The organism is Pantoea sp. GD03673, from assembly GCF_029844725.1.
Classification (GTDB): Bacteria; Pseudomonadota; Gammaproteobacteria; order Enterobacterales; family Enterobacteriaceae; genus Pantoea.
The window spans coordinates 30,520-56,554 of record NZ_JAOCKJ010000010.1 but is presented as its reverse complement, the minus strand read 5'-3'; the positions used below and the strand labels follow the sequence as shown (position 1 = coordinate 56,554).

Genomic DNA, 26,035 nt, shown 5'->3' with positions numbered 1-26,035 from the left:
GCTGCCATGACAGGGATTATCCCGACGTAACCGGGCATGTGCTCTATACCTGCAAAGTTATACCACCGCGCCGAAAAGAGATGGCTGATGAAGCGCGCGTATTGGTGACATTCCCGCGTGCACAGCAGCATCTGAAGGAAGACGGCCCGATCAGGACGCGAGCCGCATTATTCGTATTGAAGGAAAATGGCTGGCAGCTCGCTGGCAAGCTCAAAAAAGCATTTCCGTGCTGGACGACATGACTCTTTCCGGGGGCATCGTGGAAGCGATCAGATCGGCGTTTAAGACCCAGGCAGGCTGAGTGTCATGTGAAGCTACGGCTTATTGCATCTGGCAGAGCGGTTTAAGCTTTTCGGCCAGTGCTCCCAAGTCGCTGACAATCAGATCGGGTACCGGTGCCAGCGGATAAAGTGCCTGTCCCTGACGGCTGACAAAGGCGGTCTTCATCCCTGCACGTTTTGCGCCACCCACATCCCAGCCATGCGCAGCCACCATCATGCATTCTGACACGGGCTTGCCCATCTCTTTCATGGCCCACTGATAAACTTTCAGATCGGGCTTGTAGACCTGCACCTGCTCTACGCTAAGAATGCGTGCGAACAAGGGTTCCAGCCCGGCTGAACTGAGCTGTTTCTGTGCCAGCGCGGCAGAAGAATTGGTGAGTGCCACCAGCATATAGCCCTGCTGCTGCAAGGCAGTCAGTCCCGCTAAAACATCAGGATGCGGCGGCATCGCTGCGATAATGTCAGCCAGTGGCGTCGCATCAGCTGGCAGAGTAATGCCGTAACGCGCAGCGGTCATCTCCAGTATCGCTTCGGCAATCTCACCAAAGCTGTGCCAGCTGCCGGTTACCGACTCAACCAGTGAATGATGCAACAGTGAGGTAAACCAGGCCTCCGCGCGCTCTGGCTTGTTGCCAAGCCGCTGCGCGACGACCCGGTTCAGTTCGGTGGTGTCCAGCAGAGTCTCATTGACATCGAAAAACAGAGTGCCACTGTACGGTGCAGGATTTTGGTTATCGGTCATCGTGACTCCGGTTGGCTTGATGGTATAGCATTATGGGGTTGATTGAAGGTAGGACACTGAGGACGATTGCTCAAGATTGGGGGCTTACGTTTCGTGTCAGACTGGAAAGCTGGAGATGATGTCAGGGGATTTATGTCAAAGCCAGGTAGAAGTGACCGGGTTCAGGCAAACCTGAGATGTCCGATATTATGTAATGACATATGTTTGACGTCGACTCTGTTTTATTTTTATCCTCAAAATCAGCTACGCTGACCTGCATCGGAAATGAATAAGGAATTATCCAATGCGTACCCGTGATTCTGCACGTTTGCTTATTATGAACTCCCTCAATCAGGTCTTATTATTCAGGTTCAGGCATGAGAAGGATGCGCTGGCAGGTAAAGTATACTGGGCAACTCCCGGTGGAGGCGTGGAATCAGAAGAGACTTTTGAGCAGGCAGCTATCCGGGAACTTAGAGAAGAAACAGGTATTTATGTTAACGATGTAGGCCAGTCGTTAACGGAGAGAACTTTTGAAATGACTCTGCCCAGCGGTGAGGTGGTTCTGGCACATGAGCGATTTTATTTAATTAAAATAGGCGATGAAGATATCAGTACCAGCGGATGGACCGAAAATGAAAAATCAGTCATTAATAATTATCACTGGTGGGATCTTAATGAACTCCGAAATACTGACGACGTTGTTTATCCCTCAAATATTCCTGATATCTGCTCAATACCGGATTAATTACCAAATATCTCCTGGCTTCCTGCCTGTAAATCAATCAGCGCCTCCGGTAAATCATCCTCATTAACCGCATGTTGCCGCATTTTAGCAGAATCTTTCTTCAATATGCATGCATTACCAAACCCCGCCTCTCTACCGCATCCTTTCACTGGCAAGATGATAAACATCGCTGCGCTCACGTTTACCGACAGCCACAACGGCAATGATCAGTTGATCGTCGATCACCTGATAAACCAGCCGAAAACCGGACGCCAGAAGTTTGATTTTGTAACAGTCTTTGATCCCACGTAGTTTTGCCGAGGGGATATGGGGATTGTCACAACATTTCTTCAGCTTTTTAGCAAACTGTTGCTGGAGAGATTTGTCCAGCTTCTGCCATTCTTTAAAAGCCTCTTCTCTGAATTTGACCGTATAACTCACAAAAGCGCATCCAGATCGACATCAAGCAGAGGCTGCTTGCTGCGTTCGTGGACCAGCTTAACCAGTTCCTGATCGTCAAGAGCATCAAGCATCTGTTCATAAAGCTCAGCTGGTACGCAATAAAATGCAGGCTGGTTGCGGTTGAGAATAGCGACGGGATAACCGTCCCCGGCATTGACAGTGGCCATCGGGTTTTTTTTCAGTTCACTGACGCTGGCACTGGTATCGCTTAAAATGATGTGTGGCACAGGGCCTCCAGGACTGCTTAACAGGTCTTTATAGTATCAGGATGAAGACCTGTTAACCAGTCCTGGCGTACTGACAGAACCCGGTTTATCCAGAACGGAAAGCGCCAGTTCAGTTAAGGAAGCGCTGCTGAATATGACTTGCGCGACACCCTGTAGCTTCGGCAAGGTTATGTCATCCGATATCATGCATCAAACCACAGACAGGCAGTTTTTGTTCTCCTTCTTTCCACCGCCTGAATGTGTCTCAGGTGTTCTGAGTTATCCTTCAGGGTTTCAGGATGACTTTTGTCCAGCCATTATCCCGGTCATCAAAATGCTTATAGCCTTCGGGTGCGTCTGAGAGTGCAAGACGATGCGAGATAATCTGCGCGGGATTGGCTCTGCCCTGATGGATAAGCCTTGCGAGCTGGCGGTTGTAGGCTTTCACGTTACACTGGCCGGTCTTCATTGACTGCCCTTTAAACCAGAAAGTACCAAAATCGAAAGGTACTTTACCCTCTTTCGCCAGGTCGGTCGCCCCGCCGGGATCCTGTGGAACAAAAACGCCTACCGTACCAATGCCGCCTGTGGCTTTGGTTGACGCGACAAGGCTATTCAGCGTGGCGGAGTTATCCTCGTGGCCATGTTTATTGCAGCATTGATAACCCACGCATTCGCACCCGCAGTCCGTACCGCGTCCGTCGGTTAATTCGAGGATTTTATTGACCGCATCGTCACCCACACCGTTGATTGCCACTGCACCAAGCTGTTCGGCTAACGCCAGCCTGTCCGGATGGGTATCGACCACAAAGACCTGTGATGCGCCTTTAATCATGGCCGAGTGCGCTGCCATTAAGCCGACCGGGCCAGCGCCGTAAATGGCAACACTCTCGCCAGGGCGTAATCCTGCCAGTTCAGTGGCATGCCAGCCGGTGGGGAAGATGTCGGAAAGTAAAACGTAGTCCTCCTCTTTTTCAACCGCATCGGGCGGCAGAACCAGACAGTTAAAATCAGCATAGGGAACGCGAAGAAGCTCCGCCTGTCCGCCATCCCATTCACCCATCTCCGCAAAGCCATAGGCGGCACCGGCCGCACCCGGATTGGCTGTCAGACAGTAACCGGTTAACCCTTTCTCGCAATTTTCACAGAAGCCGCAGCCGACATTAAAGGGCAGACAGACATAATCGCCGACTTTAACGCGCTCAACCGCGCTGCCGGCCTCAATTACCTGTCCCAGATTTTCATGCCCGAAGATGCGACCCTGCTCGAAGCTGGTTCGCCCTTCGTACATATGCAGATCGGAACCGCAGATATTGGTGGTGGTAATACGGACAATGACATCAGTCTGGCGAACAATTTTGGGATCCGGAACGTCTTTGACGGAAACGTCAAAAGGTCCGTTATAGACAACTGCTTTCATAATGTTCTCCTCACGTGCATGATCAGTTTTGAGGGGGGCGACAGCATAATGCATTGCTGTCGCCGCCCTCTTCGTGATGCTGCTTTTTCAATCAAACGTCCTGACTGAAGGTGTAAGTGTAGAACAGCTTATGGAGCAGTCTGGTGAAATAAATATGGTGTAACTCTTTGAAATATAGGCACCGCTTCGCTAAAGCCCGGTTTTTAAGTCCGCGGCGTCTTGCTTATCCGCCCCCGGGTGCCACGCATCAATTTTCCTGCCTGGCAGCAGTTTGCGGGACGCCCGGCCTCCGTACCTGGTAAATACCAGGCGGGGTTCATCCTGTCACCCCCCGTATATTCCCTACTGCTTATCCAGTGACCACGTGGCGCTGCGTATATCAACCTTCACCGGCAGCAGACCAATCCCGGTAAACTTATCCGCCAGCGCCTGCTGCTGGGTGAAGACTTCAGGCGTCATCCGCTCTGCGCCATAAGGCATTCTTGCGAGCGCCCGCTGCCAGACAGGCTGCGGCAGACCGGTTGAGGTGGACATGATTTTTGCCGCCTCTTCCTGATGCTGATTAGCCCAGGTGCTGAGTGAACCCAGTTCATCCACCACCTGGCTGGCGATTTGTGGATAGGTTTCCGCGAACTTACGGCTGGCAAGATAGAAGGTGTAGTGCGGCACCAGCCCTTCGGCATTTTTAATCAGCCGCGCATGAGCGTTAGTTTCCACTTCTGCGTAATAGGGGTCCCAGATGACCCAGGCATCGACTGCGCCACGCTGGAAAGCGGCGCGTGCATCAGCAGGTGGCAGATAGACCGGCGTAATGTCTTTATAGCTCAGCCCAGCCTGCTCCAGCGCGGTGACCAGCAGATAGTTAACGTCAGAGCCTTTATTCAGCGCCACACGCCTGCCTTTGAGATCTGCCACGCTTTTGACCGGAGAGTCAGCGGGCACCACAATCGCTTCGGTTTTAGGGTTGGCTGGCGAGTGTGCCAGATAGACCAGATCGGCCCCGGCAGCCTGCGCGAACGTTGGTGGCGCGTCACCGGTAGCGGCCAGATCGATACTGCCGATATTTAAGCCTTCCAGCATCTGCGGTCCGGCGGGAAACTCAATCCAGTGAACCGCAATCCCCTGTTTTTTAAATTCCTGATCCAGCGTGCCGCGATATTTCAGCAGCGCGAAGATATTCGCTTTCTGAAAACCGATGTTCACCGTCTCGGGCTTCTCTGCTGCCTGGGTGTTGAAAGCTAAGCCCGTCTGGGCGGCAATAATTAATGCGCTGAGTAAAACTCTTTTCATCTTTCATTCCTGGGTCTGGTTGTTGTCAGCGCAACATAACAAACGTGGATGGAAGGGCTTAGCGATGAAAAGTTCGATGCTTAGCTGAAAAACCGCTATGGATGCCAGACCGATTCGCGCACCCGGATGGCGCGGCTGAATAATCCCAGCGCATAGAAGCGGTCTGCGATGCTCTGCTGTTCCCGGATGATGGCCAGATCCATACGCTGAGTCTGGTGGCTGCGCCGGGCTAAGGCATGCATCAGTGAGGTTGCAGAGATGCCAAGTTCGGTGGCGAGCAGCCCGGCCGCTTCAGCGCGATGCGCATCAATGTAGCGGCCGGTCTGCTCCAGCGCGGTGAGCAAAACCTGCAACAGATCGCCGCTGTGCGCCGCAAATCCGCGCTCAGCCAGGTAAAACTGATGGTTATTGACCCGGCCGGTGCCATCCGCGATGACCCTGAACTGTCCGCTGTTCTCCGCCTCGCTGAGCAGCGGATCCCACATCATCCAGGCATCCACCGCGTTGAGATCGCTGGGCGTCAGCGGATATTTGGGTGGCGCATAAACGATGCGCACATCATCCAGCGCTAAACCCGCCTCATCCAGTATCTGCAACAACAGATAGTGCACGTTGGAGCCACGGTTTACCGCGATACGTTTGCCTCTGAGATCGCCAGTCTGCTGAACCGGACTGCTGTTCGGAACCAGCAGCGCCACGCTCTGTGGGGCGGCAGGCTCCCAGGCAACATAGACCATCGGGCAGTTACTGGCCTGCGCAAACAACGGCGGGACTTCACCGGTGGTCCCGAAATCGATCTCCTTATGGCTTAGCGCATGCAGAAGCTGCGGACCTGCAGGAAACTCACTCCACATGACGCTGACGCCCTGCCCGGCCAGCTGTTTTTCCAGCGACTGGCGTGCTTTCAGGATGCCGAGGTTGCCAAATTTCTGATACCCGATACGCAGTTCCCGCTCCCTTTCAGGCTGCGGACGCCGTGCGATGTCGCCCTGACGCACTGCACCACGGCGCGGTTTGATCACCCCCAGATGCCCCAGCTGTGTGCGCAGCGTATGCCGGCTGATGCCCAGCAGCGCGGCTGCCTGTAACTGATTACCCTGGGTAAGTTCCAGCGCATTTTTCACCAGCCCGGCAATCACCCTGGGATAGAGCGGTGCGTCACTCTGCTGCATCTGCTGGCGCAAAAACTGATCCAGCGCCTCCTCTCCCTGTGGCAGGTCGCTTCCCATCAGAGGCGTAAGCCGCAGCTGCTGTGGCGTAACCAGTGACGTTTTGCTGAGCAGCACCGCGTTGTGCAGCGTGTTCTCCAGTTCACGGATATTGCCCGGCCAGCTGTAATCCATCAGCGCCGTTATAGCCTCATCACTGAGGCGTAGCTGAGGACGACCCAGACGACGCGCATAGAGCTGCAAAAAGTGACTGGCCAGCACCGGGATATCTTCGCAGCGCTGGCGCAGCGGCGGCAGCGTGACGCTGGCCACATTCAGACGGTAATAGAGATCTTCCCGGAATCGCCGTTCACGAATCGCCACGGCCAGATCCCGGTTGGTCGCCGCAATGACCCGCACATTCACCTTCACTGCCCTGGACGAGCCTACGCGGGTGATTTCGCGCTCCTGAAGCACGCGCAGCAGCTTCACCTGCAGCGACAGACTCAGTTCACCCACTTCGTCCAGCAGCAGCGTGCCGCCCTCTGCCGCTTCAAACCAGCCGCGATGGCGGTCCTGGGCACCGGTAAACGCGCCTTTCTCATGACCAAACAGCTCTGACTCCGCCAGGCTTTCAGTGAGTGCGCCGCAGTTAACCGCCAGAAAAGGTTGCCGGCTGCGGGCGCTGTGATGATGCAGGTAGCGCGCCATCACCTCTTTGCCGGTGCCGGTTTCACCGATGATCAACACGGTTGCATCGGTGGGCGCGAGCTGATCCAGCACGCTTTTAAACGCGCGTGATGCGGGGTCAATTAATTCAGGGCTGGAAATCTGCATCTCGTTTACCGGGTGACCAGAGGAGTAATGACCATACCGCGCTGCAGACGCCGAAACGAGAGGCGAAACGCGCCAGATTGTTGCTAATGCAGCAGGCTGTCACCGGCGCTGTTGCGAATGCAGCAAAGCGGATTCAGCCAGGCCTGGTTTATCTCTTTGAATTTTAATAATAAAAATCTGTCTCCGTGCTGGCACGCATCCTGCTAATAGCTATATAACCAAAGGGATTAACCCCATGTGTTAAATTTTAATATCGTTATAAAGGAATCTGCTAATGCGACAGGCGACACAGGAAAACCTCAACCTCTTCTGGTTTCTGCCCACCCACGGTGACGGGCGCTATCTGGGTACCACTGAAGGTGGCAGAGCGGTCGATTTACCGTATTTACAGCAGGTTGCGCTGGCGGCAGATAATCTGGGCTACTACGGTGTATTAATCCCGACCGGTAAAAGCTGTGAAGATTCATGGCTGGTGGCTTCGGCACTGGCGCCGATCACCAAAAAACTGCGCTATTTAGTGGCCGTACGGCCGGGCCTGCAACCGCCCAGCCTGGCGGCGCGTATGGCCGCGACGCTGGATCGGCTCTCTGGCGGCCGGTTGCTGATTAACGTGGTCACGGGTGGCGATCCGGTGGAGAACAAAGGGGACGGTATCTTCCTGAATCATGAAGAGCGCTATCAGGTGACGAAAGAGTTCCTTGAGGTTTACTCCCGCCTGCTTAAAGGCGAGAAGGTAGACTTTGACGGCGAGCATATCCGCGTAGAAGGGGCTGAAATCCTCTTCCCGCCGGTGCAGGAAAATGGCCCGCCGCTCTATTTTGGCGGTTCGTCTGATGCGGCTATTGATGTTGCGGCGAACCAGATCGACACCTATCTGACCTGGGGTGAACCGGTTGAACAGGTTGCAGAAAAACTGGCGGTGGTGCGGCAGCGGGCGCAGGAAAAAGGGCGTACGCTCTCTTATGGTATCCGGTTGCACGTCATTGTCCGTGAAACGGAAGAGGAAGCCTGGGCAGCCGCCGATCGGCTGATTTCTCATCTGGATGAAGAAACTATTGCCGCCGCGCAGAAGATCTTTGCCCGCATGGACTCGACCGGACAGGCGCGGATGAGCGCGCTGCATCAGGGCTCGCGAGAAAGTCTGCGTATCGGGCCTAATCTCTGGGCGGGTGTCGGCCTGGTGCGTGGCGGCGCAGGCACTGCACTGGTCGGCAGTCCGCAGCAGGTCGCCGATCGCATCCGGGAGTATCAGGCACTGGGCATTGAGAATTTTATTTTCTCCGGCTATCCGCATCTTGAGGAGGCGCATCGCTTTGCTGACCTGGTGATGCCACTGTTACCGCTCGCCGCCAACGCTGAAAAGAAACAGCGCAGCGTAAACACCGGCCCGTTTGGTGAAACCATTGGCGGCGACCGTCGTCCGGTTAAACAGACCAGCGCCAGTTAACAGAAAAAGGCTCGCTTATGTCACAACAGCAGATTGTCATTATCGGCGGTGGGTTCACCGGCACCGCGCTGGCGATCCATCTGGCCCGGCTGGGTGAGACGGGATTAGCGGTGACGGTGATTGAACCCCGGGCGCAGCTGGCTCAGGGTGTGGCATACGGCACCACCGATCCGGCTCATCGCATCAACGTGCCCGCCGACAGAATGCAGCTGGCGGGTGATGAAGAGGGGCTATTTGATCGCGATTATCGCGCCTCGTCCGACTTCAGCGCCGATCCGGCAGCATTGTGGCGTGACGGCAATGCTTACCCGCAGCGCGCTGCGTTTGGTCGCTGGGTCAATGCGCAGTTTGTGCATCAGCAGCAGCACTCGCCGGTAAAACTGCGTCATCTGCGTGACAGTGCCGTGGCCTTTAAGGAGGGTGTGGTGAGCACGACCACCGGGCAGCACATTCATGCCGACCAGGTGGTGCTGGCGATCAGCCATCCGCCACCGGATCTGCCTGCTTTGCTGAAGCCACTACAGGGGCATCCGGGGCTGATTGCCAATCCCTGGCAGAATGATGCGCTGGCACAGGTCGCCCCTGACGATCGGGTTGCCATTGTCGGTTCAGGGCTGACCATGTCCGACGTCGTGGCGTCGCTGCATCGCCAGCAGCACCGCGGAAAGATTACCGTCTTCTCCCGTCGTGGCCAGTTGCCGCGTGCCAACCTTAGCGGTAGCAATGAGACCTGTGCCCTCGATTACGGTCAGCCACAGCCCGCTACCGCACGCGGCTGGCTGCATCGGGTGCGTCAGGAGGTCAGGCAGGCAGCAGCGCTGAATCTGCCCTGGCAATGTGTGCTGGATGATATCCGCCGCAACGGTCAGCACATCTGGCAGAGCCTCTCCCTGCATGAACAGCAGCGTTTTCTGCACCACCTTCGTCCCTGGTGGGATGTTCATCGTTACCGGATCGCCCCGCAGGTCAGCCAGATTCTCAGCCAGCAGCAGGCGAGCGGACAGCTCTCGCTGCTGGCGGCACGTCTGATCACCGCTGAAGCGCCAGATAAAACAATCCTGCTGACACTGCGTTTGCGGGGCGCGCAAACGGAAAGTCGGGTGGTGGATAAAGTGATTGTCACGACCGGGCCAGCACACAATGCCCTGCTTAACAGTAATGCGCTGCTGCGTCAGCTGCACGGCGACGGCCTGATTGCGCCTGATCCGCTGGCGCTGGGGATCCATGTAAACGCGCTGTCTCAGACGCTGAATGCGCAGGGTAAGGCTAATCCCCATCTCTATGTAGCCGGACCTGCTGCACGGGGTCGCTTTGGCGAACTCATGGGATTGCCGCAGGTGGCGGAACACGCTGAGTCCGTAGCACGGCAGCTGCTTGCCGCCCCGCCGCAGCCCCTCAGCGAGCGATGTCCCGGCTCCCTCACTGACTGAATCGTCCTTCTAAAAACAAACTTTAAAAGTGGGCGGCAAGCGATTGCCGCATCCGCTCAGGAGTCGCTATGTCATCGCAACGTGAAATTCGCCTGAATGCTTTCGATATGAACTGTGTCGGTCATCAATCACCCGGCTTGTGGGCGCATCCCCGCGACCGCTCCTGGCAGTACAAAGATCTGGAATACTGGACCGACTTAGCACGCCTGCTGGAGCGCGGTAAGTTTGACGGGCTGTTTATTGCTGATGTGCTGGGTGTTTACGACGTGCTGAACGGTAACAACCATGCAGCAATCCGTCAGGCTACTCAGGTGCCGGTCAACGATCCGCTGGCCTTAATTACGCCGATGGCGCTGGTGACGACGCATCTGGGTTTTGGCCTCACCGCCTCGCTGTCGTTTGAACACCCCTACCCCTTTGCGCGGCGCATCTCCACCCTCGATCACCTGACTAAAGGCCGAATCGGCTGGAATATTGTGACCTCGTATCTGGAAAGCGGTGCGCGCAATATCGGGCATCAGGCTCAGACCGATCATGATGCGCGCTATGACTATGCCGATGAGTATCTGCAGGTTGTTTATAAGCTGCTGGAGGGCAGCTGGGAAGAGGGGGCGGTGCTGCGCGATCGTGAGCGCCATATCTTCAGCGACCCGACTAAAATCCATCCTATTAACCATCAGGGAACCTTTTTCCAGGTGCCGGGCATTCATCTCTGCGAGCCATCGCCGCAGCGCACGCCGGTGCTTTATCAGGCTGGTGCATCCAGTCGCGGTAAAGCCTTTGCGGCGGAACATGCTGAATGTGTCTTCGTCGCCGCACCCTCGAAAGTGCTGCTGAAGAAAACTGTAGCGGATATTCGCCGCCGGGCCGCTGAGGCCGGACGCGACCCGCGTTCAGTGCTGATATTCAACCTGCAGACGGTGATTGTGGGAGAAACCGATCTGGCGGCGCAGGCCAGATGGCAGGAGTACAAAAGCTATGTCAGTTATGAAGGTGCGCTGGCGCTGATCTCGGGCTGGACGGGTATCGACTTCGGGCAGTATCAGCCGGATCAGGTACTGAAACATCTGCATACCAACGCGATTCAGTCAGCCGTCGAGACATTCTCAACGGCCGATCCTGACCGTCAGTGGACGGTGCAGGGTCTGGCAGACTGGGTGGGCATTGGCGGATTTGGTCCGCTGCTGGTGGGCAGTGCGGAAACCGTGGCTGATGAGTTGCAGAGCTGGGTTGAAGAAACCGATGTCGACGGGTTCAACCTCGCCTATGCGGTGACGCATGAAACCTTTACCGACGTGGTGGAACTGCTGGTGCCGGAACTGCAAAAGCGCGGCGTCTATAAACAGGATTATCAGCCCGGCACGCTGCGTGAGAAGTTGTTCGGGCAGGGACCCCGACTGGCGTTGCCGCATCCGGGTGCCGGTTATCGCCGGGCTGCCGGTGCTGACCAGCCAGCAGCAAGCACGGCGATTTCAGGATCGTGAGAGCTGGCATCCGAGCGAGATAATCGTGAGCCTTAGCAGGCATTAATGGTGGCTATCACCGGACCGGGTGAGCCAGTGCGCCGCTGCTGAACGGGTACAAAGCAAATTTCATCGGGTTTAGCAGCATAAAACAGAGATCAACGCGACCTGCGACCGGATAATGTTCACGCATTATCCGGTGTTTTGCATGGGTGAAATTACCTGCTATCTTATTGAATTTATTATAATCGTTATCCATATTTGTTGGTTGTTTACTTCACCGGGAATACTTATAAAACCCTCGTTACCTGCTGAATATAATAACGAGGATACGATGAGTACATTAGAGATTGACAACACCCTGACCGCCCCGCCGCCACACTCCACGCCGGTTCGTTCGGTGAGTGATGTGGCCCGTCTTATTAACTCCCGAAGTGAGAAAAACAGTTACGCCCGCTGGATCGTTTTCCTGGCGCTGGGCGGCGTGTTCCTTGATGCCTACGACCTCACTACGCTCTCTTATGGCATTGACGATGTGGTGAAGGAGTTTGGCCTGACGCCGGTACTCACCGGGCTGGTGACCTCCTCCATCATGATCGGCACTATTGTGGGCAATCTGGTCGGCGGCTGGCTCACCGACAAATATGGCCGCTATTCGGTGTTTATGGCGGACATGCTCTTCTTTGTGGTTTCGGCGATTGCTGCGGGTCTGGCACCTAACGTCTGGGTGTTGATTGGGGCGCGGTTTCTGATGGGCGTGGGAGTAGGGATCGATCTCCCGGTTGCCATGGCTTATCTGGCAGAGTTCTCTAAATTCTCCGGTAAGGGTAACAAAGCGTCACGCCTCGCCGCCTGGTGCCCGATGTGGTATGCCGCGTCATCTGCCTGTTTCTTCATTATTTTAGCGCTCTATTTCCTGCTACCCGCTGAACACATCGACTGGTTATGGCGCGCCTCGCTGCTGTTTGGTGCGGTACCGGCCCTGCTGATTATTGCGGTTCGCAGCAGGTTCATGAATGAATCACCGTTGTGGGCAGCCAATCAGGGCGACCTTAGCGGCGCGGTACGGATCCTGCGCGACTCCTACGGCATTATTGCCCATGAAGCGCCGCCCGAAAAAAACGACGCCGTGAAGGCGGCCCCAAAAGTGCATCTCCGCGTGCTGTTTCAGAAGCCCTACCTGGAACGCACGATCGTCAGCGCAGTGATGAACGTCTGTATCGCATTTGAGTACACCGCCATCGCTTTCTTCCTGCCCTCTATTCTGGCGCAGTTTCTGGGCGCGGGCGTCTTTGAAACCCTCCCCGCCTCCCTGGGACTGAATGCGCTGTTTGCCTTTACCGGCGGTCTGCTGGGGATGCGTCTGGCATGGAAATTTCCGTCCAGGCATGTGGCGATTGCGGGCTTTGCGCTGCAGTTTATCGCGCTGATCGCACTGGCGTTGATCGGTCATCCGCAGGCCATCCCCGGCGTCGTGTTTGCCGTGCTGATGCTGGGACTCTGGCTGTTTGCCGAAGGGTTTGGACCCGGCGCACAGTTGATGATCTATCCGGCGCTCTCCTACCCGACCCACATTCGCGCAACCGGTGTCGGTTTCAGTCGCTCGCTGTCGGGTATTGGCAGTGCGCTGGCGCTGTTTATTCTGCCCATTTTACAGGCCCGCTACGGCACCAACATGTTCTGGATTGTCTCTCTTGCCGCCCTTATCCCCATTATTTTCCTGCTTATTATCCGGTTTGAACCGACCCGACAGGATATTGATGAACACCCCGAATCTGGAGAAGATCATGTCTGAATTGACCCCTGCTGAATTTGCTGCACTGACTGAACAGTTCCGGCCACTCTTCAACCGCATTGCTGAAGGTGCCGCCGGGCGTGAAACGAATCGCACTCTGCTGCATGAGCCCATTCGCTGGCTGAAAGAAGCGCGGTTCGGCACCCTGCGCATCCCCAGAGAAGAAGGTGGCTTCGGCGTCTCGCTGCCACAGCTCTTTTCACTGCTGACCGGCCTCGCCGAGGCGGATTCAAACCTGCCACAGGCGCTGCGCGCGCATTTCGCCTTTATCGAAGATCGCCTGAACCAGCCTGCGAGCGACGAACGCCGTCGCTGGTTCAGACGTTTTGTTGATGGTGAGCTGGTGGGCAGCGGCTGGAGTGAGATTGGTGCAGTGAAGCTGGGTGAGGTTAACACGCAGGTCTCCCCGGTTCAGGATGGATGGGCGCTCAGCGGCGAGAAGTTTTACAGCACCGGCACGCTCTATGCCGACTGGATTGATGTTTATGCACAGCGTACCGACAATGGCCGCGATGTGATTGCGCTGGTGAACACGCATCAGAAGGGAGTGGAACGGGATGATGACTGGGACGGTTTCGGACAGCGGCTGACCGGCAGCGGCACCACACGCTTTCAGGAGGCGCATGTGGAGCAACCGCACGTTTACGATTTCAGCGAGCGCTTTCGCTATCAGACCGCCTTTTATCAGCATGTTTTATTAGCCACGCTGGCCGGTATCGGGCGGGCAATAGTCCGTGATGCGGCACAGGGCGTGGCACAGCGTAAGCGGATTTACAGCCACGGGAATGCACCCCAGGTGAAGCAGGATGTGCAGGTACTGCAGGTCGTCGGGCAGATCAGCAGCTGGGCCTGGGCGGTTGAGGCCACCGTTGAGCGCGCAACCCACTCATTGCAACGGGCGTTTGAGCTGCAACTGCGCGGCGCGGATGAAGCAGAGCTTCACGCGGCGAACGTACTGGCAGAGGTCGCGTCAGCCCGGGCGCAGGCGGTCGCCGTCGAGCTGGTCACGCGTGCCGCCACGGAATTGTTTAATGCGCTTGGCGCGTCAGATACCCGCGTCAGCAAGGCGCTGGATCGACACTGGCGCAACGCCCGGACAGTGTCATCGCACAATCCGGTGATCTACAAAATCCGCAACGTGGGCGACTGGGAGGTGAATGGTAAAGATCCAACGTTTATCTGGCAGATAGGCAATGGCGGGTAAACCAGTTAAATATATCGCACAGATAGCGGTGTCCAGTCTGATAACACAGACTCGCATCGCTATTGGTTATAAATGAGAACCTGCGTTGCGATGAAAAATGTATTTCTTGCCTGATGATTTGTGAGGGGGTTTCCCGGCGTAATAACGCGGTTGAAATAAATTAAAATATCAACGTAAATTGTTAAAGCGTGCTTTTAAATATAAATCGTGAGCGACCTGAAAAAGGATCAACAGGAGTTGCCTGCTTTACAGATGAGGTCTGAAACATCATTAACTCGCGCCGTGTAACGAAGCGGGTTTCACTCTTGCTTGCAGCCGATAAGTGATGGTGGATGTTCTCCAGCCCTTAATCTGCCGGGCTAGCAGGCGTCAGTTAATCTGCCAACATGAGGATTATCAGCCGTTTTTTAAGGTATCTCATAATCGTCTGTAAATAAATTAACCGGCCTTCATGGCTAAATAACAGATGCTAAAAGGTAATTTTTTTTTGGTTAAGGGTGCCGATTTTCTTTTTGAAACTCCATCTTCATTAAGTGAATTTTATTTCGCAAGGTTTTGTTTGTGAATATTCAGATGGCACACGTGAGGGGCTTTTTTTGGCATCCTGGAAATGAGGGTGTGAGGCTAACCCATGCGCGATGCAGAAAAATCGTTGAGGCGTCGATAACATCATTAGCGAACGTTAAATTTTTATTAACGCAGTTTCGGTTTAATAATTTCTGCCATCCGCTACGCATTTTATCTTTTCCACCTGATTGTACTCAGGGTCGGTAGTAAATGAAATAACACGTCATAAATAACGATATTTATTGTGGCATCTGGTTTTTGTTCAGTGCTCTGCCAGCCTGTGTCGTCAATATGGTGACCTGTTATCAGGTTGTCCTACGCCACATCCGGTTCTGCAACCGGCCCCGACTGGAGAAATCAGACAGAAAACGTGCAATCTTTCTGACTTCGTATAATTATTCTTATACGAAATCATGACATGATGATCGGGTCGGGTTATGATGACAATCAGCAGAGTCCGCTCTGTAAAATGGCAACGCTACGTAAATTCTGACCGGTTACCCCCCTGGTAAATTCTCAGAATTCATGTAGCGCGATCATACTGTTTTCTGGTTAATAAGTGAGCGAAAATGAGTGATGCAGGGCCACTGAACAGCCTGACGGTGAGCCGGAACAGCGATATTGCTGAACGGCTCAGACAGTTCGTCCAGGATAAAGACGCATTTTCACCCAACACCTGGCGCCAGCTGCTCAGCGTCATGCGAATCTGTCATCAATGGTCGGAAGATAACCAGCGCACCTTCCTGCCGATGAGTGCAGAAGATTTGCGCGATTACCTCACTTTTCTGGCTGAAAGTGGCCGGGCCTCTTCGACCATCACTTCGCATGCGGCATTAATTTCGATGTTACACCGTAACGCCGGACTGCTGGTACCCAATGTCTCTCCGCTGGTTTTTCGCACCATGAAGAAGATTAACCGGGTCGCCGTTGTCAACGGCGAGCGTGCGGGTCAGGCGGTCCCCTTCAGGCTGACAGATCTGATGGCGCTGGATAAGCAGTGGTCAGGTTCTGACAACCTTCAGGTTCTGCGCGATCTGGCTTTTTTGCATGTCGCCTATGCAACACTACTGCGTATCAGTGAATTGTCGAGATTGCGGGTGCGGGACGTGATGCGTGCCGCTGACGGTCGAATCATTCTGGATGTGGCATGGACAAAAACCCTTGTTCAGACCGGCGGATTGATCAAGGCGCTCAGTACCCGCTCAACGCAGAAACTCGAACAGTGGATCGCGGCGTCCGGGCTTTCCAGCCAGCCTGATGCCTGGCTTTTCAATGCAGTTCACCGCTCAGGCCGGGTACTGATTGCCGAAAAACCCATGAGCACCCGGGCACTGGAACAGATTTTTAACCGAGCCTGGCACACGGCTGGAAAAGGCAGCGCAGTGAAGGCCAACAAAAATCGCTATACCGGCTGGAGCGGTCACAGCGCAAGGGTCGGTGCCGCTCAGGATATGGCAGATAAAGGGTATCCTGTCGCCCGGATTATGCAGGAAGGCACCTGGAAAAAACCGGAGACACTGATGCGCTATATTCGTCACGTGGAAGCGCATAAAGGTGCGATGGTGGAATTCATGGAACAATTTGCTGAACCCGATATTACCGGCTGATGTCCCCCTAAAGCGCGTAATTAACGCGTTTTCATGGCAGAGTTATCCACAGAAAAAGTGGACAGCCTGTGTGTAAGCCGGTACGGTTTCTCGCTGAGACGGGGGCTGACGGGTTCATCCGGCTGATTTAATTGATCTCTTTATGCTGCCATACAACCTGCTGCGAATCTGTCTTCGAAACAAGAGGCCAGCCTAAAGGGAACGGCTGATACTCAGGGTGCGCCCGGGTCTGTTAATGAACAGCCTTTAAGGCTTAGCACGGTCGGCAACAGAACGCGCGCCTCTGTCCGCTGCGACACGGGTAAACCCGCATCACAACGGGTCTATCTTTACTGAACGTAGCCTTTCTGTTTATCACAGCCGCCGTGGCAGCCGCGACAGTTTCTCTTTTCCTCATGAAGCATGACCGGTATTGCCTGCACCCTGCTTCCCGCTTTGCGGAGGGCCATAAGAATGATTCCGTTCAGTAACAAAAGGCTTATCAGACAGGTCGCACTGAATAACGGATGCGCGTTAAAAGTGACGATCTGATAAAAGAACGTGGCCAGGGTATAGGCGATGTTCAGCCCCCAGAAGAAGGAGAACATCATCCATTTTTTTCCCGCCTCACGTGCGATAGCGCCCATCACTGAGACGCAGGGAATGTAGAGCAGGACAAAGATTAAGTAGCTGTAAGCGGCAAACCCACTGCCAAATTTGGCCGACATTACGCCCACAGAACCGGATGCCATCTCACCATCGCCTTTGCTGGCATCGATGGGATGCGCCAGCGCATCAATTCTGAATGCCGCCGTCAGGCCCGCCCAGGTTTCTGTCAGCGCCTCTTTCAGTTCATCTGCCAGGTTAAAAGCCTGCGGATCAAATGGACTGCTCTGGATCGCCTCCGTGGTGTACAGGCTGTTAAGCGTACCGACCACAACCTCTTTCGCCATGATGCCGCTCACCAGTCCCACTGTCGCCTGCCAGTTATCCTGCGTCACTCCGATGGGTAACAGCACGGGGGTGATCGCTTTGCTGGTCGCCGCCAGTGCAGAATGGTTTATGTCATCAACCCACTGGCCATTAAATGCAAAGCTGCTTAGCAAACCAATCAGCATGCTCACCAGGATGATGACCTGACCGGCACGCACCACAAACATTTTCAACCGTTGCCAGGTCTGCAGCAGCAGGCTTTTAAAATGAGGCCGATGGTAGACCGGCAACTCCATGATAAACGGCGAAGCCTCGCCACCCAGAAGCGTATGCTTAAGCACAAGCCCGGTAGCAATCGCCACAACAATGCCCAGCAGATAGAGGGAAAATACCAGGCTGGAACTGTGTGCATCGAAGAAAGCGGCGGCAAAAACGGCAAAGATGGCCAGCCGTGCGCCGCAGGACATAAAGGGAGCAATCAGCACGGTAAGCAGGCGCTCACGCGGTGTGTCCAGCGTCCGCGTCCCCATCACCGCGGGCACATTACAGCCAAAGCCGACAATCAGCGGCACAAAGGATTTTCCCGGCAGGCCCAGTGACTGCATCAGCCTGTCCATCACAAAGGCGGCGCGTGCCATATAGCCTGAATCCTCAAGGAAAGAGAGGAACAGGAACATCAGGCCAATCTGCGGAATGATGGGCAGCACCGTATTGATACCGGCACCGAGACCCTGCGCCAGGAAAACCGTCAGCCAGGTCGGGAAGTGACAGACATAACCCAGCCATTGCGCGCCATGAATGAATATTGCCACCGAACTCCCGTCAAACAGCGGCTGCAGCGCGGCACCGATATTGATTGAGAGTACAAACATCACATACATCACGGCCAGGAATATCGGGATCCCAAGCCAGCGGTCCAGCACGATGTTATCGATCTGGCGGGTAAGGCTGGCCGGGATGGCCTGATGAATGTTACTGACCGCCGCGCAAACTGCGTTGATGGCACGATAGCGATAATCGGCAATCTGTACGCCAGTATCACCTTCCGCCTGCTGCATAGTGCTGTTCAGAAAGGGAAGCAGCTCAGGACACAGTTTCTGGCTGTTGATATCGCCTTCAAGCAACTGTAATGCCAGCCAGAAGCGCTTTTGCGGGGCTATCGTCACGGGCATCTTAAGGCAGAGCTGCTCAATCGCCTCTTCAATCGCGGCCGGATAACGCACCCGTTCCGGTGCGCGGTAAACAGGGGGCTGATCGATCAGTGCTTTCAGCTGAGCAATGCCCTGGCCTTTGGTTGAGGTCAGGGAAACCACCGGACACCCCAGACGATCTGACAGCGCTTCGGCATCGATAACGATGTTCTGATTTGCGGCAATATCCTGCATGTTCAGAGCAACAATGCAGGGCACGCCCAGCTCCAGCAGCTGGAAGGTCAGGAACAGGTTGCTTTCCAGACTGGACGCATCCACGACGTTAATCACCAGATCGGCGTTATCCTGATAAAGGTACTGGCAGGCGATGCTTTCATCAATGGCGCTTTCCGCGGATAGCGTGGTCAGGGAGCGGGTGCCGGGCAGATCAATAAGTCTGACATCTGACTGCGCGGTAAAAAACTGCCCTTCTTTACGTTCAACCGTGACGCCAGCCCAGTTCCCGACCCGCTGGCGCGCCCCGGTCAGCTGATTAAACAGCGTGGTTTTACCGGTGTTAGGATTTCCAATCAGCCCGATGGTTATCTTTTTCATCAGACGATTTCCTCCAGAATGATGTCAGCCAGATCACGCTGTCGCACCGCCAGGCTGACGCGGCGGGTACGGATCTGTACCGGGTCGCCCATAGGCGCCACGCGAATAACCTCAATCACTGCCCCTGGCAGCATGCCCATCGTCAGTAATTTCTGGCGCCATGTGGAGTTTACCGATGGCTGATAACCCAGAATCCGGTAGGTGCTTCCCATGTTAATTGCCATATCACGCCCTGCTCTGATAAAGAAGCGTTCATTTTATAAATGATAAGCGTTTCGGTGTTTGATCTGGGATCGTACTGACAGGGAAAATTCTTAACCAGGGTAACAGCAGCGCACTTCGTGGATTACGGGCGGTGCTTCAGCGGCAGGGTGGGTAAGATTCGCGCTCATCGTCCGGACGCATTCTGCGTTGGCAAGAGCGGATGCACTTTTGCGATAAACCACACCGTCACCCCAGAACCCGGAAAGAGTCAGGTAAACCTGTTAGTTACATCATTCATACGCTGTTAAAACATCATCACGGCCCTTCGGGCCCTGCGGGGCGGCCAGTCAATGGGCACTCGGTGTGTCAGGACGGCTCCGTTTGGGTTTCGCCAGAAAGGGGCAATATCCGTCAGAATTCCGTCCGGCATACTGAGAACGCTTAAAAGGGTGTTGTAACTATTTAGCGCGCAGATGAGGATGTTGCTTATCACCAGCGGGTTATCCTGAAATTTATTACTGCGAAGATAAAGTGCCTGTTCATCGGCCTGCCGCATCAAATGGGGTAACAGTGATGACCACGGAAAAATGCGCCCTGCTGAGCACGACTCCATCGGGGTATGACATTACTTCAATGCACGACCCGTTCTCACATCCATTTCAACGCTGCACCGAATCTCGCTTTAAAACAACATTCATCAGGAGGCTGATTATTCTTTACAGCGTTGAAGGTCGATATTGACGTGAATTGCACTCTCGTTGAGTTTGTACCGTTGATGCCCACCCTGTCGGACAGACAAATCGCAGATTGAAGTTCAGCAATAGCCGTCTGTCAGGCCACGTCAGCACCCTGGCCTGATTTTACCGGTATTTACGCATCATCATTCTGCTGTGCAGTACGCTGACGCCGGCAACGTTCAGAGCAATACATTACGTCATTCCAGCACTTTTCCCACTTTTTGCGCCATGACATGGGTTTATTACAGGTTTTACAGTAACGAACCGGCAATGACTTTTTATTACCTTTAAACACGTCAGACCTCTGCAGGAGCAATCATCGCGCTATCGTTAACGCCTTAGTCGGTTAAGTGTAGCTTAGCCTGCGGTTATTCTTTATCAGTGTCACTGAAAACAGCAGCACAGCCTGTCCGGATCAGGCCATACTGATGCGTGACGTCATCACCCCAACGTTTAAACTGATTTAATGCGCGAATTTATTATTCGCAACTATTTCGCTTTTTGTAATCGGGAAATGACCGTTGCATAAGCGAGACGTGGAAGGGTTAATTACATCAGGTTACCGTCTCGCGTGGTTCATGCCCGGATTGATCGGGCCGGTTATTCATGACCCGGCCCTGTGTTATGCGACGGCCTGGTGATATGTGAACGTTGTTAACAGGGTTAATATCACGGCTAAGTGGAGGTTGAGCACTGGCCGGAGCGTAGCAACGAAGAGCTGGATTTAATGCGCCGTGAGCAATAATCCGGGGGATAAAGACATCCAGGCCTGAATGCACAGTGTGTTATGAGCGTAATAGCGTCAGACTTTGATTGAACACGGGGTAATTATTACCGTAAATAATCAGTTTAATGGCGGTGATCAGGTGATGATTTGTCTTAAACTCTGTCGGATTGTGCGGCACATTTCACTGATTTTAAAACCAACCGGCAGGCAATTTTGCAGCGCGGGCAGGGTCATGTTTCATTGCTGAAATTAAAGCGCGCTACACACAAAAGCAACTTATTATCATGAGTTTATCACTGTGGCGCTGTATCAGCTGACCTGAAAATATATTAACGCAATAATTCATTACGGGATCTTTACAACGTAATTATGCGCAACATCATTGCTCTGTGCGTTAACTGCGGATGAGCTTTACAGCTCACGTTATCCCCTTGCTCAGAGCGCGCATACGAATAGCGAAGCGACACCACTGGCACAACAGAAGAACCGGCACGATTAATCCATCCCCCAGCTAAATTACCCTGTGTCTCAGTAAGACGGATTTTAAGCATTTTGAGTGAACTGAGTAAAAAATGGCGTAAATTTACTTTTGTTTAACGAGCATTCGTTAAATAGAGTTTCAACTCTCTCAGAAACAGATTAATATGTTAAGGTTGAACTATTGGTTCTGTATTATGATTCTTCGAAGGCAAGCATTTTAAAAAAAGCAGGTCTGACGAAAAGCATCAGCGTGAACCCGCTCTGTATTTTTATTATCTGAACATGACTATGGTGACTTTGATGAGTGACACTCTCAACAGCTTGAATAATATCCGTACACTCCGCGCAAATGCCCGCGAGCTTGACCTTGCTGCCCTGGAAGAAATGCTGGAAAAACTGTCGGTTGTGGTCAGTGAGCGACGTGAAGAAGCTCAGGCTTCAGAAGCGGCTAATCGTGAAAAAGCTGAAAAACTGGCAAAATACCGTGAATTGCTGTTGCAGGAAGGTATCGATCCTAATGAGCTGTTAAATGGTATGCCGACTGCGCCTGCTGAGAAGAAAAAACGTGCGCCGCGTCCGGCTAAATATCAGTACACCGACGAAAATGGTGACGTAAAGCAGTGGACGGGTCAGGGCCGTACCCCATCGGCTATTAAATCAGCTATCGATGCAGGTAAATCACTGGACGATTTTCTGATTTAATTCGGAATGCCAGAATGAGATCCCGCCTGACGTTGATCAGGCGGTTCTTTATCAGCATCTGATACCGGCATATCAGCCACCAGCCACTACGCCTTCTGTCTTTCCTTTCACAGGTTGCTTATCCCCTTCATACCCAATCCTGTTCAGGCACGCTCCTGAAATACCCCGCGCAACACCGTTACAGGTAAACGCTTTTATTCAATTTCCTGAGCCATTATTTTTCTCAACTGATTGAGACTGGCGGGCCGTGATGATTTCCAGCCCGATCTGCTGACCGTATGAAAGTTCGAGCGTATTACCATCGGGATCGGCAAAAAATGCCCAGTAACCCACGGGGGCTTCAGATTGCAGTGCTGCACGTCGAAGGACGCCTTCACGCCGTGCGATCGCAACTTTTTCATCAATCTGTTCGCGACTGGTACAGGCTACGCCAATATGACCAAATGGCCCCAGAGGCGTATCATCACTGCTGTCAGATTGCACCAGCACCAGGGCAAAAGGTCGGGTCAGGTCTGACAGCCATGCTACTTTCTGCGCCTCCGCAACACCCGGCTCACGCTGATGTATGACCTGCATCCCGGCATAACGCTGATAAAAATCCACGCTCTTGTCTAAATCGCGGACCTGTAAAGCAAGATGAGTAAAACCGGTATCGTTTGACATGATCGCTCCCTGTCGAGGTTGAGCGATCACCCTGCCACAGATGCAGTTCAGTATTTGATCACGCGTGCCTGGCCGCACGCTCTTCGCACATTACCTGATTACGCCCTGCCCGTTTCGCGCGATACAAGGCCTCATCAGCGCGTTCAATCAACGCCTGTTTCCCCTGTCGTGCGTCAGAAGCAAGATACACAGCGCATCCTGTACTCAGAGTGACCTGTTTTTGCGGCAGTTCGGAGGTGATATGTGGAATAGCAAGCTCGTTAACGGCTGCGATGATGGATTCCGCCAAAGCCAGCGCAGCGGACAGCGGTTGTTCAGACAGAATGATGGCGAACTCTTCACCGCCATAGCGGGCCGGGAGTTCGTTTTTACGCCGCGCGACGTTCTTCAGAACGCCAGCCACTTTTTTCAGACAGTCATCACCGGCTACATGGCCGTAAGTGTCGTTGTAACGTTTAAAATAGTCGATGTCGAACAGAATCAGCGACACCGGCAGGCCGCTCAGCTCCGCGTTCAGCAGGCTTTCTGTCAGCATGTGATCGAAATGACGACGGTTAGCCACCCCTGTCAGCCCGTCACTTTGTGCCTGATTCTCCAGTAAGCGATTCGCTGCCGTCAGCTCATCACGTAATCGTGTCAGCTCACGCTGATAACGCAGCGTATGCCGCGCCTGACGCAGCACAAACGCACCCAGTGAAATAATAACGACAAGCAGCGCCAGGTTCAGAATGAGATCCTGTACCCAGCTCTTAAACCAATGGTTAAAAAGCGCACGCTTGTCGTATCCAGCGGCGACCACCAGCGGATATCGCTGTGAGCGGACAAAGCCGAAGATGCGTTTTTTACCATCGAGCGCGGCCATCCACTGACCGCTGCCCTTATCGGAATTGGCCAGCATTTTCAGGAACAGCGGGCTTACGGAAATATTTTTGCCGATATAGCTGTCGGGCATCGGGCGGGCATACAGCACCGTACTGTCTGCCAGCATCAGCACCAGTACATCACCATCACTGAGCTCGTAGTAGCTGTAGAAACGGCGAAAGTAGTCCACTTTGATGGTGGCGAGCAAAACACCCTTAAAACCGTGGAAAGCATCGTTGACGCGAAGAGTAACCGGAATGACAAGTTCATGCGTGGTGCGACTGCGTATCACCGGGCCGATATGCAGGGTATTTCGCGGGCTGGCGCGATGATAATCGAAATACTCACGATCGGAATTATCAATGCCCGGCGGTATCCTGCTCATCGAGGTCGCTATCCACCGGCCCGACTGATCATAGTAGAACAGGCCGTGAAGTTGCGGCAGGCGGCTCTGCAACAGATGCATCGTCTGACTCAGCGCTTTGCCATCAACACCGTTTATGGCGATCTGCTTTTCAAGCTCGCGTTGCACCTCGCGCAATGAAAGTTCGGTTTGCAGAAACGTATCGTCAGCCTGCCGTGCCTGCGACAGTGACAGGTTGACCGCCGTGTCTTCAGCTTTACTGACGGTTTCATTCCAGTCTTCCCGCATCATCCACAGATTAAGACCTATAACCGCCACGGTAAGTAATACCCCTGAGAGCATAATGCTTCTCAGCAGCGGCGAAATTTCTGACGCCGGAGCATCATTTTTACGGCGAAACTTCATGCCTGTCCTTAATAAACCCTGTTGACTGATTAAAGCACAGTTAATTAAAAGCAAAAATGCAAGCCCCCAGCACTGTCAGACAATGCAAAACCGCATTTATCCAGCAGAATTCGCTTAAATCTTCTCCTTATCTGGCGCAATCACTATCTATACTGCAGCATTAACAGCTAATAAATCCACATTTAACCTTCAACTCTCACGCAGGTAAATGTTACCCTTGCCGGCTGAATAATTTGCACTTGATTGATTAACTTGAGTATTTGAGGAATGTTATGACTAAGAACCTGAGCAGCCTGAATAATTTCCGCACGCTTCGTGCAGAGGCGCGCAATATGGCTCTGGATAGGCTGGAAGAGTTGTGCCAGAAATTAGAGACCGTGGTAAATGAGCGCCGTGAAGAGGAAAGTGCGCGTGCAGCAGAAGCCCGTGAGAAAGCGGAGAAGCTGGCTTTTTATCAGGAATTGTTGATGGAAGAAGGGATTAATCCAGCAGAACTGGTGACGAACAACGCTCTCGCCGTGCCCGTTAAAAAGAAACGCGCAAAACGTCCGGCGAAATACCGTTACACCGATGAAACGGGACAGGTTCATGACTGGACGGGTCAGGGCCGCACGCCTTCCGTCATTAAGGCGGCGCTTGAAAAGGGTCAGTCGCTGGATGATTTCCTGCTTTAATCGCCATTCACTCCTGCCGGAAGAGTGACCGCTATCGCGTGGCATGATTCCGGTATGGAACGCCCCCGGATGCCGGTCATCGTTCCCGGCTGCTCATAAACGCAAACAATAGACAGACTTCTCTTTTAGCAGCAATACCCTTCGTCGTTGCCTGTTGAACGATTCGCCGTGTAAAGTCCGATAATCCGCACTAATCACAGACCTGAAACGGGTTATTCACTTTTAAGAGGAGAGAGGGTGAACGATCGCTGGAAAATACACTGGCTGGAGGCATCCGGTGATGTTGAGCAATTCAAATCGGCCATCGTCAGCGCGGCTGAGACTGCCTGCCAGTACCTCTCCTCTGTCACCCGCGTTCCGCGTCTGGATATGCTGGTCCAGTGCGTACCGGACGCGGTAATACCTGAAACAGGGTTTGCAGGCCGGGCGTATCACTCCACATTGTTCAGTCTGGCGATTGATCCGGCAAATCCGAATCTCAAACAGAAGCTGGACGATGGCACGCTGGTGCGACAGATCCTTCACGAAGTCCATCACTGCATACGCATGCGCGATCCGGGATATGGCTGGACGCTGGGTGAAGCCCTGGTCAGTGAAGGCCTGGCTGGTCAGTTCGTCTGCTGGCTGCTAAAAACTGACGCAGAACCCTGGGAACGTGCCGTTGCGCTCAGTGAATTACAGGCTAATCCCGTGACGCTGGCAACGCTGCAAAGCCCTCATTATGATCATTCAGCCTGGTTTTTCGGAACGGGTGATTATCGCCGCTGGTATGGGTATACGCTGGGTTATCAGCTGGTAGCCGCCTGGCAACGTGCTAATGCGGAGTGCGTAACAGAGAAATGGTTCAGTGTGACAGCCGATGACGTGCTCGCTGCGGGGCTGGCGGAGGGATTGCTGAGAAACTGACGGTAAAAAAAATGCCGCAGCGGGCTGCGGCATGACGGTTCTGATTC

At 53.8% G+C, this 26,035-nt stretch carries 22 protein-coding genes; 11 read left to right on the top strand and 11 right to left on the bottom strand.

Annotated features, from left to right (window positions below):
- The first annotated feature begins 80 nt into the window (after positions 1-80).
- Positions 81-242, top strand: coding sequence for a hypothetical protein (locus N5J69_RS18630; RefSeq protein WP_279772118.1), 162 nt, complete (start codon positions 81-83; stop codon positions 240-242).
- 79 nt (positions 243-321) lie between these two features.
- Here the strand turns inward: N5J69_RS18630 and N5J69_RS18625 are convergent, their stop codons facing one another.
- Positions 322-1,026, bottom strand: coding sequence for a haloacid dehalogenase type II (locus N5J69_RS18625; protein WP_279772117.1), 705 nt, complete (start codon positions 1,024-1,026; stop codon positions 322-324).
- Between the two features lie 283 nt (positions 1,027-1,309).
- Here N5J69_RS18625 and N5J69_RS18620 point away from each other — a divergent pair, with 283 nt between their 5' ends.
- The gene (locus N5J69_RS18620) at positions 1,310-1,753 is read left to right on the top strand and encodes an NUDIX domain-containing protein (RefSeq protein ID WP_279772116.1); all 444 of its coding nucleotides are present in this window, start codon (positions 1,310-1,312) and stop codon (positions 1,751-1,753) included.
- A 132-nt stretch (positions 1,754-1,885) separates the two neighbouring features.
- Here N5J69_RS18620 and N5J69_RS18615 read toward each other — a convergent pair whose 3' ends face one another.
- The 5 genes from N5J69_RS18615 to N5J69_RS18595 form a co-directional block, all read right to left on the bottom strand.
- Complete coding sequence (locus N5J69_RS18615) at positions 1,886-2,173, bottom strand: type II toxin-antitoxin system RelE/ParE family toxin (protein ID WP_279772115.1); 288 nt, start codon at positions 2,171-2,173, stop codon at positions 1,886-1,888.
- On the bottom strand, positions 2,170-2,421 hold the full coding sequence (locus tag N5J69_RS18610) for a type II toxin-antitoxin system Phd/YefM family antitoxin (RefSeq protein WP_279772114.1): 252 nt from the start codon (positions 2,419-2,421) through the stop codon (positions 2,170-2,172). Before N5J69_RS18610 ends, N5J69_RS18615 begins: the two co-directional genes overlap by 4 nt.
- A gap of 265 nt (positions 2,422-2,686) precedes the next feature.
- On the bottom strand, positions 2,687-3,820 hold the full coding sequence (locus N5J69_RS18605; protein ID WP_279772113.1) for a glutathione-independent formaldehyde dehydrogenase: 1,134 nt from the start codon (positions 3,818-3,820) through the stop codon (positions 2,687-2,689).
- A gap of 342 nt (positions 3,821-4,162) precedes the next feature.
- On the bottom strand, positions 4,163-5,110 hold the full coding sequence (locus tag N5J69_RS18600; RefSeq protein WP_279772112.1) for a sulfonate ABC transporter substrate-binding protein: 948 nt from the start codon (positions 5,108-5,110) through the stop codon (positions 4,163-4,165).
- A 95-nt stretch (positions 5,111-5,205) separates the two neighbouring features.
- Positions 5,206-7,095: a sigma-54-dependent Fis family transcriptional regulator gene (locus N5J69_RS18595; RefSeq protein WP_279772111.1), complete on the bottom strand. Its 1,890-nt coding sequence runs from the start codon at positions 7,093-7,095 to the stop codon at positions 5,206-5,208.
- A gap of 274 nt (positions 7,096-7,369) precedes the next feature.
- Between N5J69_RS18595 and ssuD the strand changes: the two genes are divergently transcribed.
- From ssuD to N5J69_RS18565, 6 genes are all read left to right on the top strand, one after another.
- The gene (ssuD, locus tag N5J69_RS18590) at positions 7,370-8,542 is read left to right on the top strand and encodes an FMNH2-dependent alkanesulfonate monooxygenase (protein ID WP_279772110.1); all 1,173 of its coding nucleotides are present in this window, start codon (positions 7,370-7,372) and stop codon (positions 8,540-8,542) included.
- Between the two features lie 17 nt (positions 8,543-8,559).
- Positions 8,560-9,972 (top strand): FAD/NAD(P)-binding protein, encoded by a 1,413-nt coding sequence (locus tag N5J69_RS18585; RefSeq protein WP_279772109.1) that lies wholly within the window; start codon positions 8,560-8,562, stop codon positions 9,970-9,972.
- Positions 9,973-10,040: 68 nt separating this feature from the next.
- A complete protein-coding gene (locus N5J69_RS18580) occupies positions 10,041-11,456 on the top strand; it encodes an LLM class flavin-dependent oxidoreductase (protein ID WP_279772108.1) in 1,416 nt (471 codons plus the stop codon).
- 313 nt (positions 11,457-11,769) lie between these two features.
- Entirely contained in the window at positions 11,770-13,230 is a 1,461-nt protein-coding gene (locus N5J69_RS18575) for an MFS transporter (protein WP_279772107.1), read from the top strand.
- A complete protein-coding gene (locus tag N5J69_RS18570) occupies positions 13,223-14,434 on the top strand; it encodes a monooxygenase (protein WP_279772106.1) in 1,212 nt (403 codons plus the stop codon). The genes N5J69_RS18575 and N5J69_RS18570 overlap by 8 nt, the downstream gene beginning before the upstream one ends.
- A 1,136-nt stretch (positions 14,435-15,570) precedes the next feature.
- Positions 15,571-16,608 (top strand): tyrosine-type recombinase/integrase, encoded by a 1,038-nt coding sequence (locus N5J69_RS18565; protein WP_279772105.1) that lies wholly within the window; start codon positions 15,571-15,573, stop codon positions 16,606-16,608.
- 329 nt (positions 16,609-16,937) lie between these two features.
- Here N5J69_RS18565 and feoB read toward each other — a convergent pair whose 3' ends face one another.
- The 3 genes from feoB to N5J69_RS18550 form a co-directional block, all read right to left on the bottom strand.
- The gene (gene feoB / locus N5J69_RS18560; RefSeq protein WP_279772104.1) at positions 16,938-19,265 is read right to left on the bottom strand and encodes a Fe(2+) transporter permease subunit FeoB; all 2,328 of its coding nucleotides are present in this window, start codon (positions 19,263-19,265) and stop codon (positions 16,938-16,940) included.
- Positions 19,265-19,489: a FeoA domain-containing protein gene (locus N5J69_RS18555; protein ID WP_279772103.1), complete on the bottom strand. Its 225-nt coding sequence runs from the start codon at positions 19,487-19,489 to the stop codon at positions 19,265-19,267. The genes feoB and N5J69_RS18555 overlap by 1 nt, the downstream gene beginning before the upstream one ends.
- 850 nt (positions 19,490-20,339) lie before the next feature.
- Positions 20,340-20,501 (bottom strand): DUF2256 domain-containing protein, encoded by a 162-nt coding sequence (locus tag N5J69_RS18550; protein WP_279772102.1) that lies wholly within the window; start codon positions 20,499-20,501, stop codon positions 20,340-20,342.
- Between the two features lie 1,212 nt (positions 20,502-21,713).
- Between N5J69_RS18550 and N5J69_RS18545 the strand changes: the two genes are divergently transcribed.
- Positions 21,714-22,115, top strand: coding sequence for an H-NS family nucleoid-associated regulatory protein (locus N5J69_RS18545; RefSeq protein WP_098049800.1), 402 nt, complete (start codon positions 21,714-21,716; stop codon positions 22,113-22,115).
- 198 nt (positions 22,116-22,313) lie between these two features.
- Here N5J69_RS18545 and N5J69_RS18540 read toward each other — a convergent pair whose 3' ends face one another.
- Together N5J69_RS18540 and N5J69_RS18535 are read right to left on the bottom strand one after the other, a co-directional pair.
- Positions 22,314-22,781 carry a VOC family protein gene (locus N5J69_RS18540; RefSeq protein WP_279772174.1) on the bottom strand — a complete coding sequence of 156 codons (468 nt, stop codon included), beginning with the start codon at positions 22,779-22,781 and terminating at the stop codon, positions 22,314-22,316.
- A 55-nt stretch (positions 22,782-22,836) separates the two neighbouring features.
- Positions 22,837-24,408 carry a sensor domain-containing diguanylate cyclase gene (locus N5J69_RS18535; protein WP_279772101.1) on the bottom strand — a complete coding sequence of 524 codons (1,572 nt, stop codon included), beginning with the start codon at positions 24,406-24,408 and terminating at the stop codon, positions 22,837-22,839.
- A 272-nt stretch (positions 24,409-24,680) separates the two neighbouring features.
- Here N5J69_RS18535 and N5J69_RS18530 point away from each other — a divergent pair, with 272 nt between their 5' ends.
- Together N5J69_RS18530 and N5J69_RS18525 are read left to right on the top strand one after the other, a co-directional pair.
- Positions 24,681-25,082 (top strand): H-NS family nucleoid-associated regulatory protein, encoded by a 402-nt coding sequence (locus tag N5J69_RS18530; RefSeq protein WP_279772100.1) that lies wholly within the window; start codon positions 24,681-24,683, stop codon positions 25,080-25,082.
- A gap of 237 nt (positions 25,083-25,319) precedes the next feature.
- Positions 25,320-25,988: a DUF2268 domain-containing putative Zn-dependent protease gene (locus N5J69_RS18525; RefSeq protein WP_279772099.1), complete on the top strand. Its 669-nt coding sequence runs from the start codon at positions 25,320-25,322 to the stop codon at positions 25,986-25,988.
- Positions 25,989-26,035: the final 47 nt, after the last annotated feature.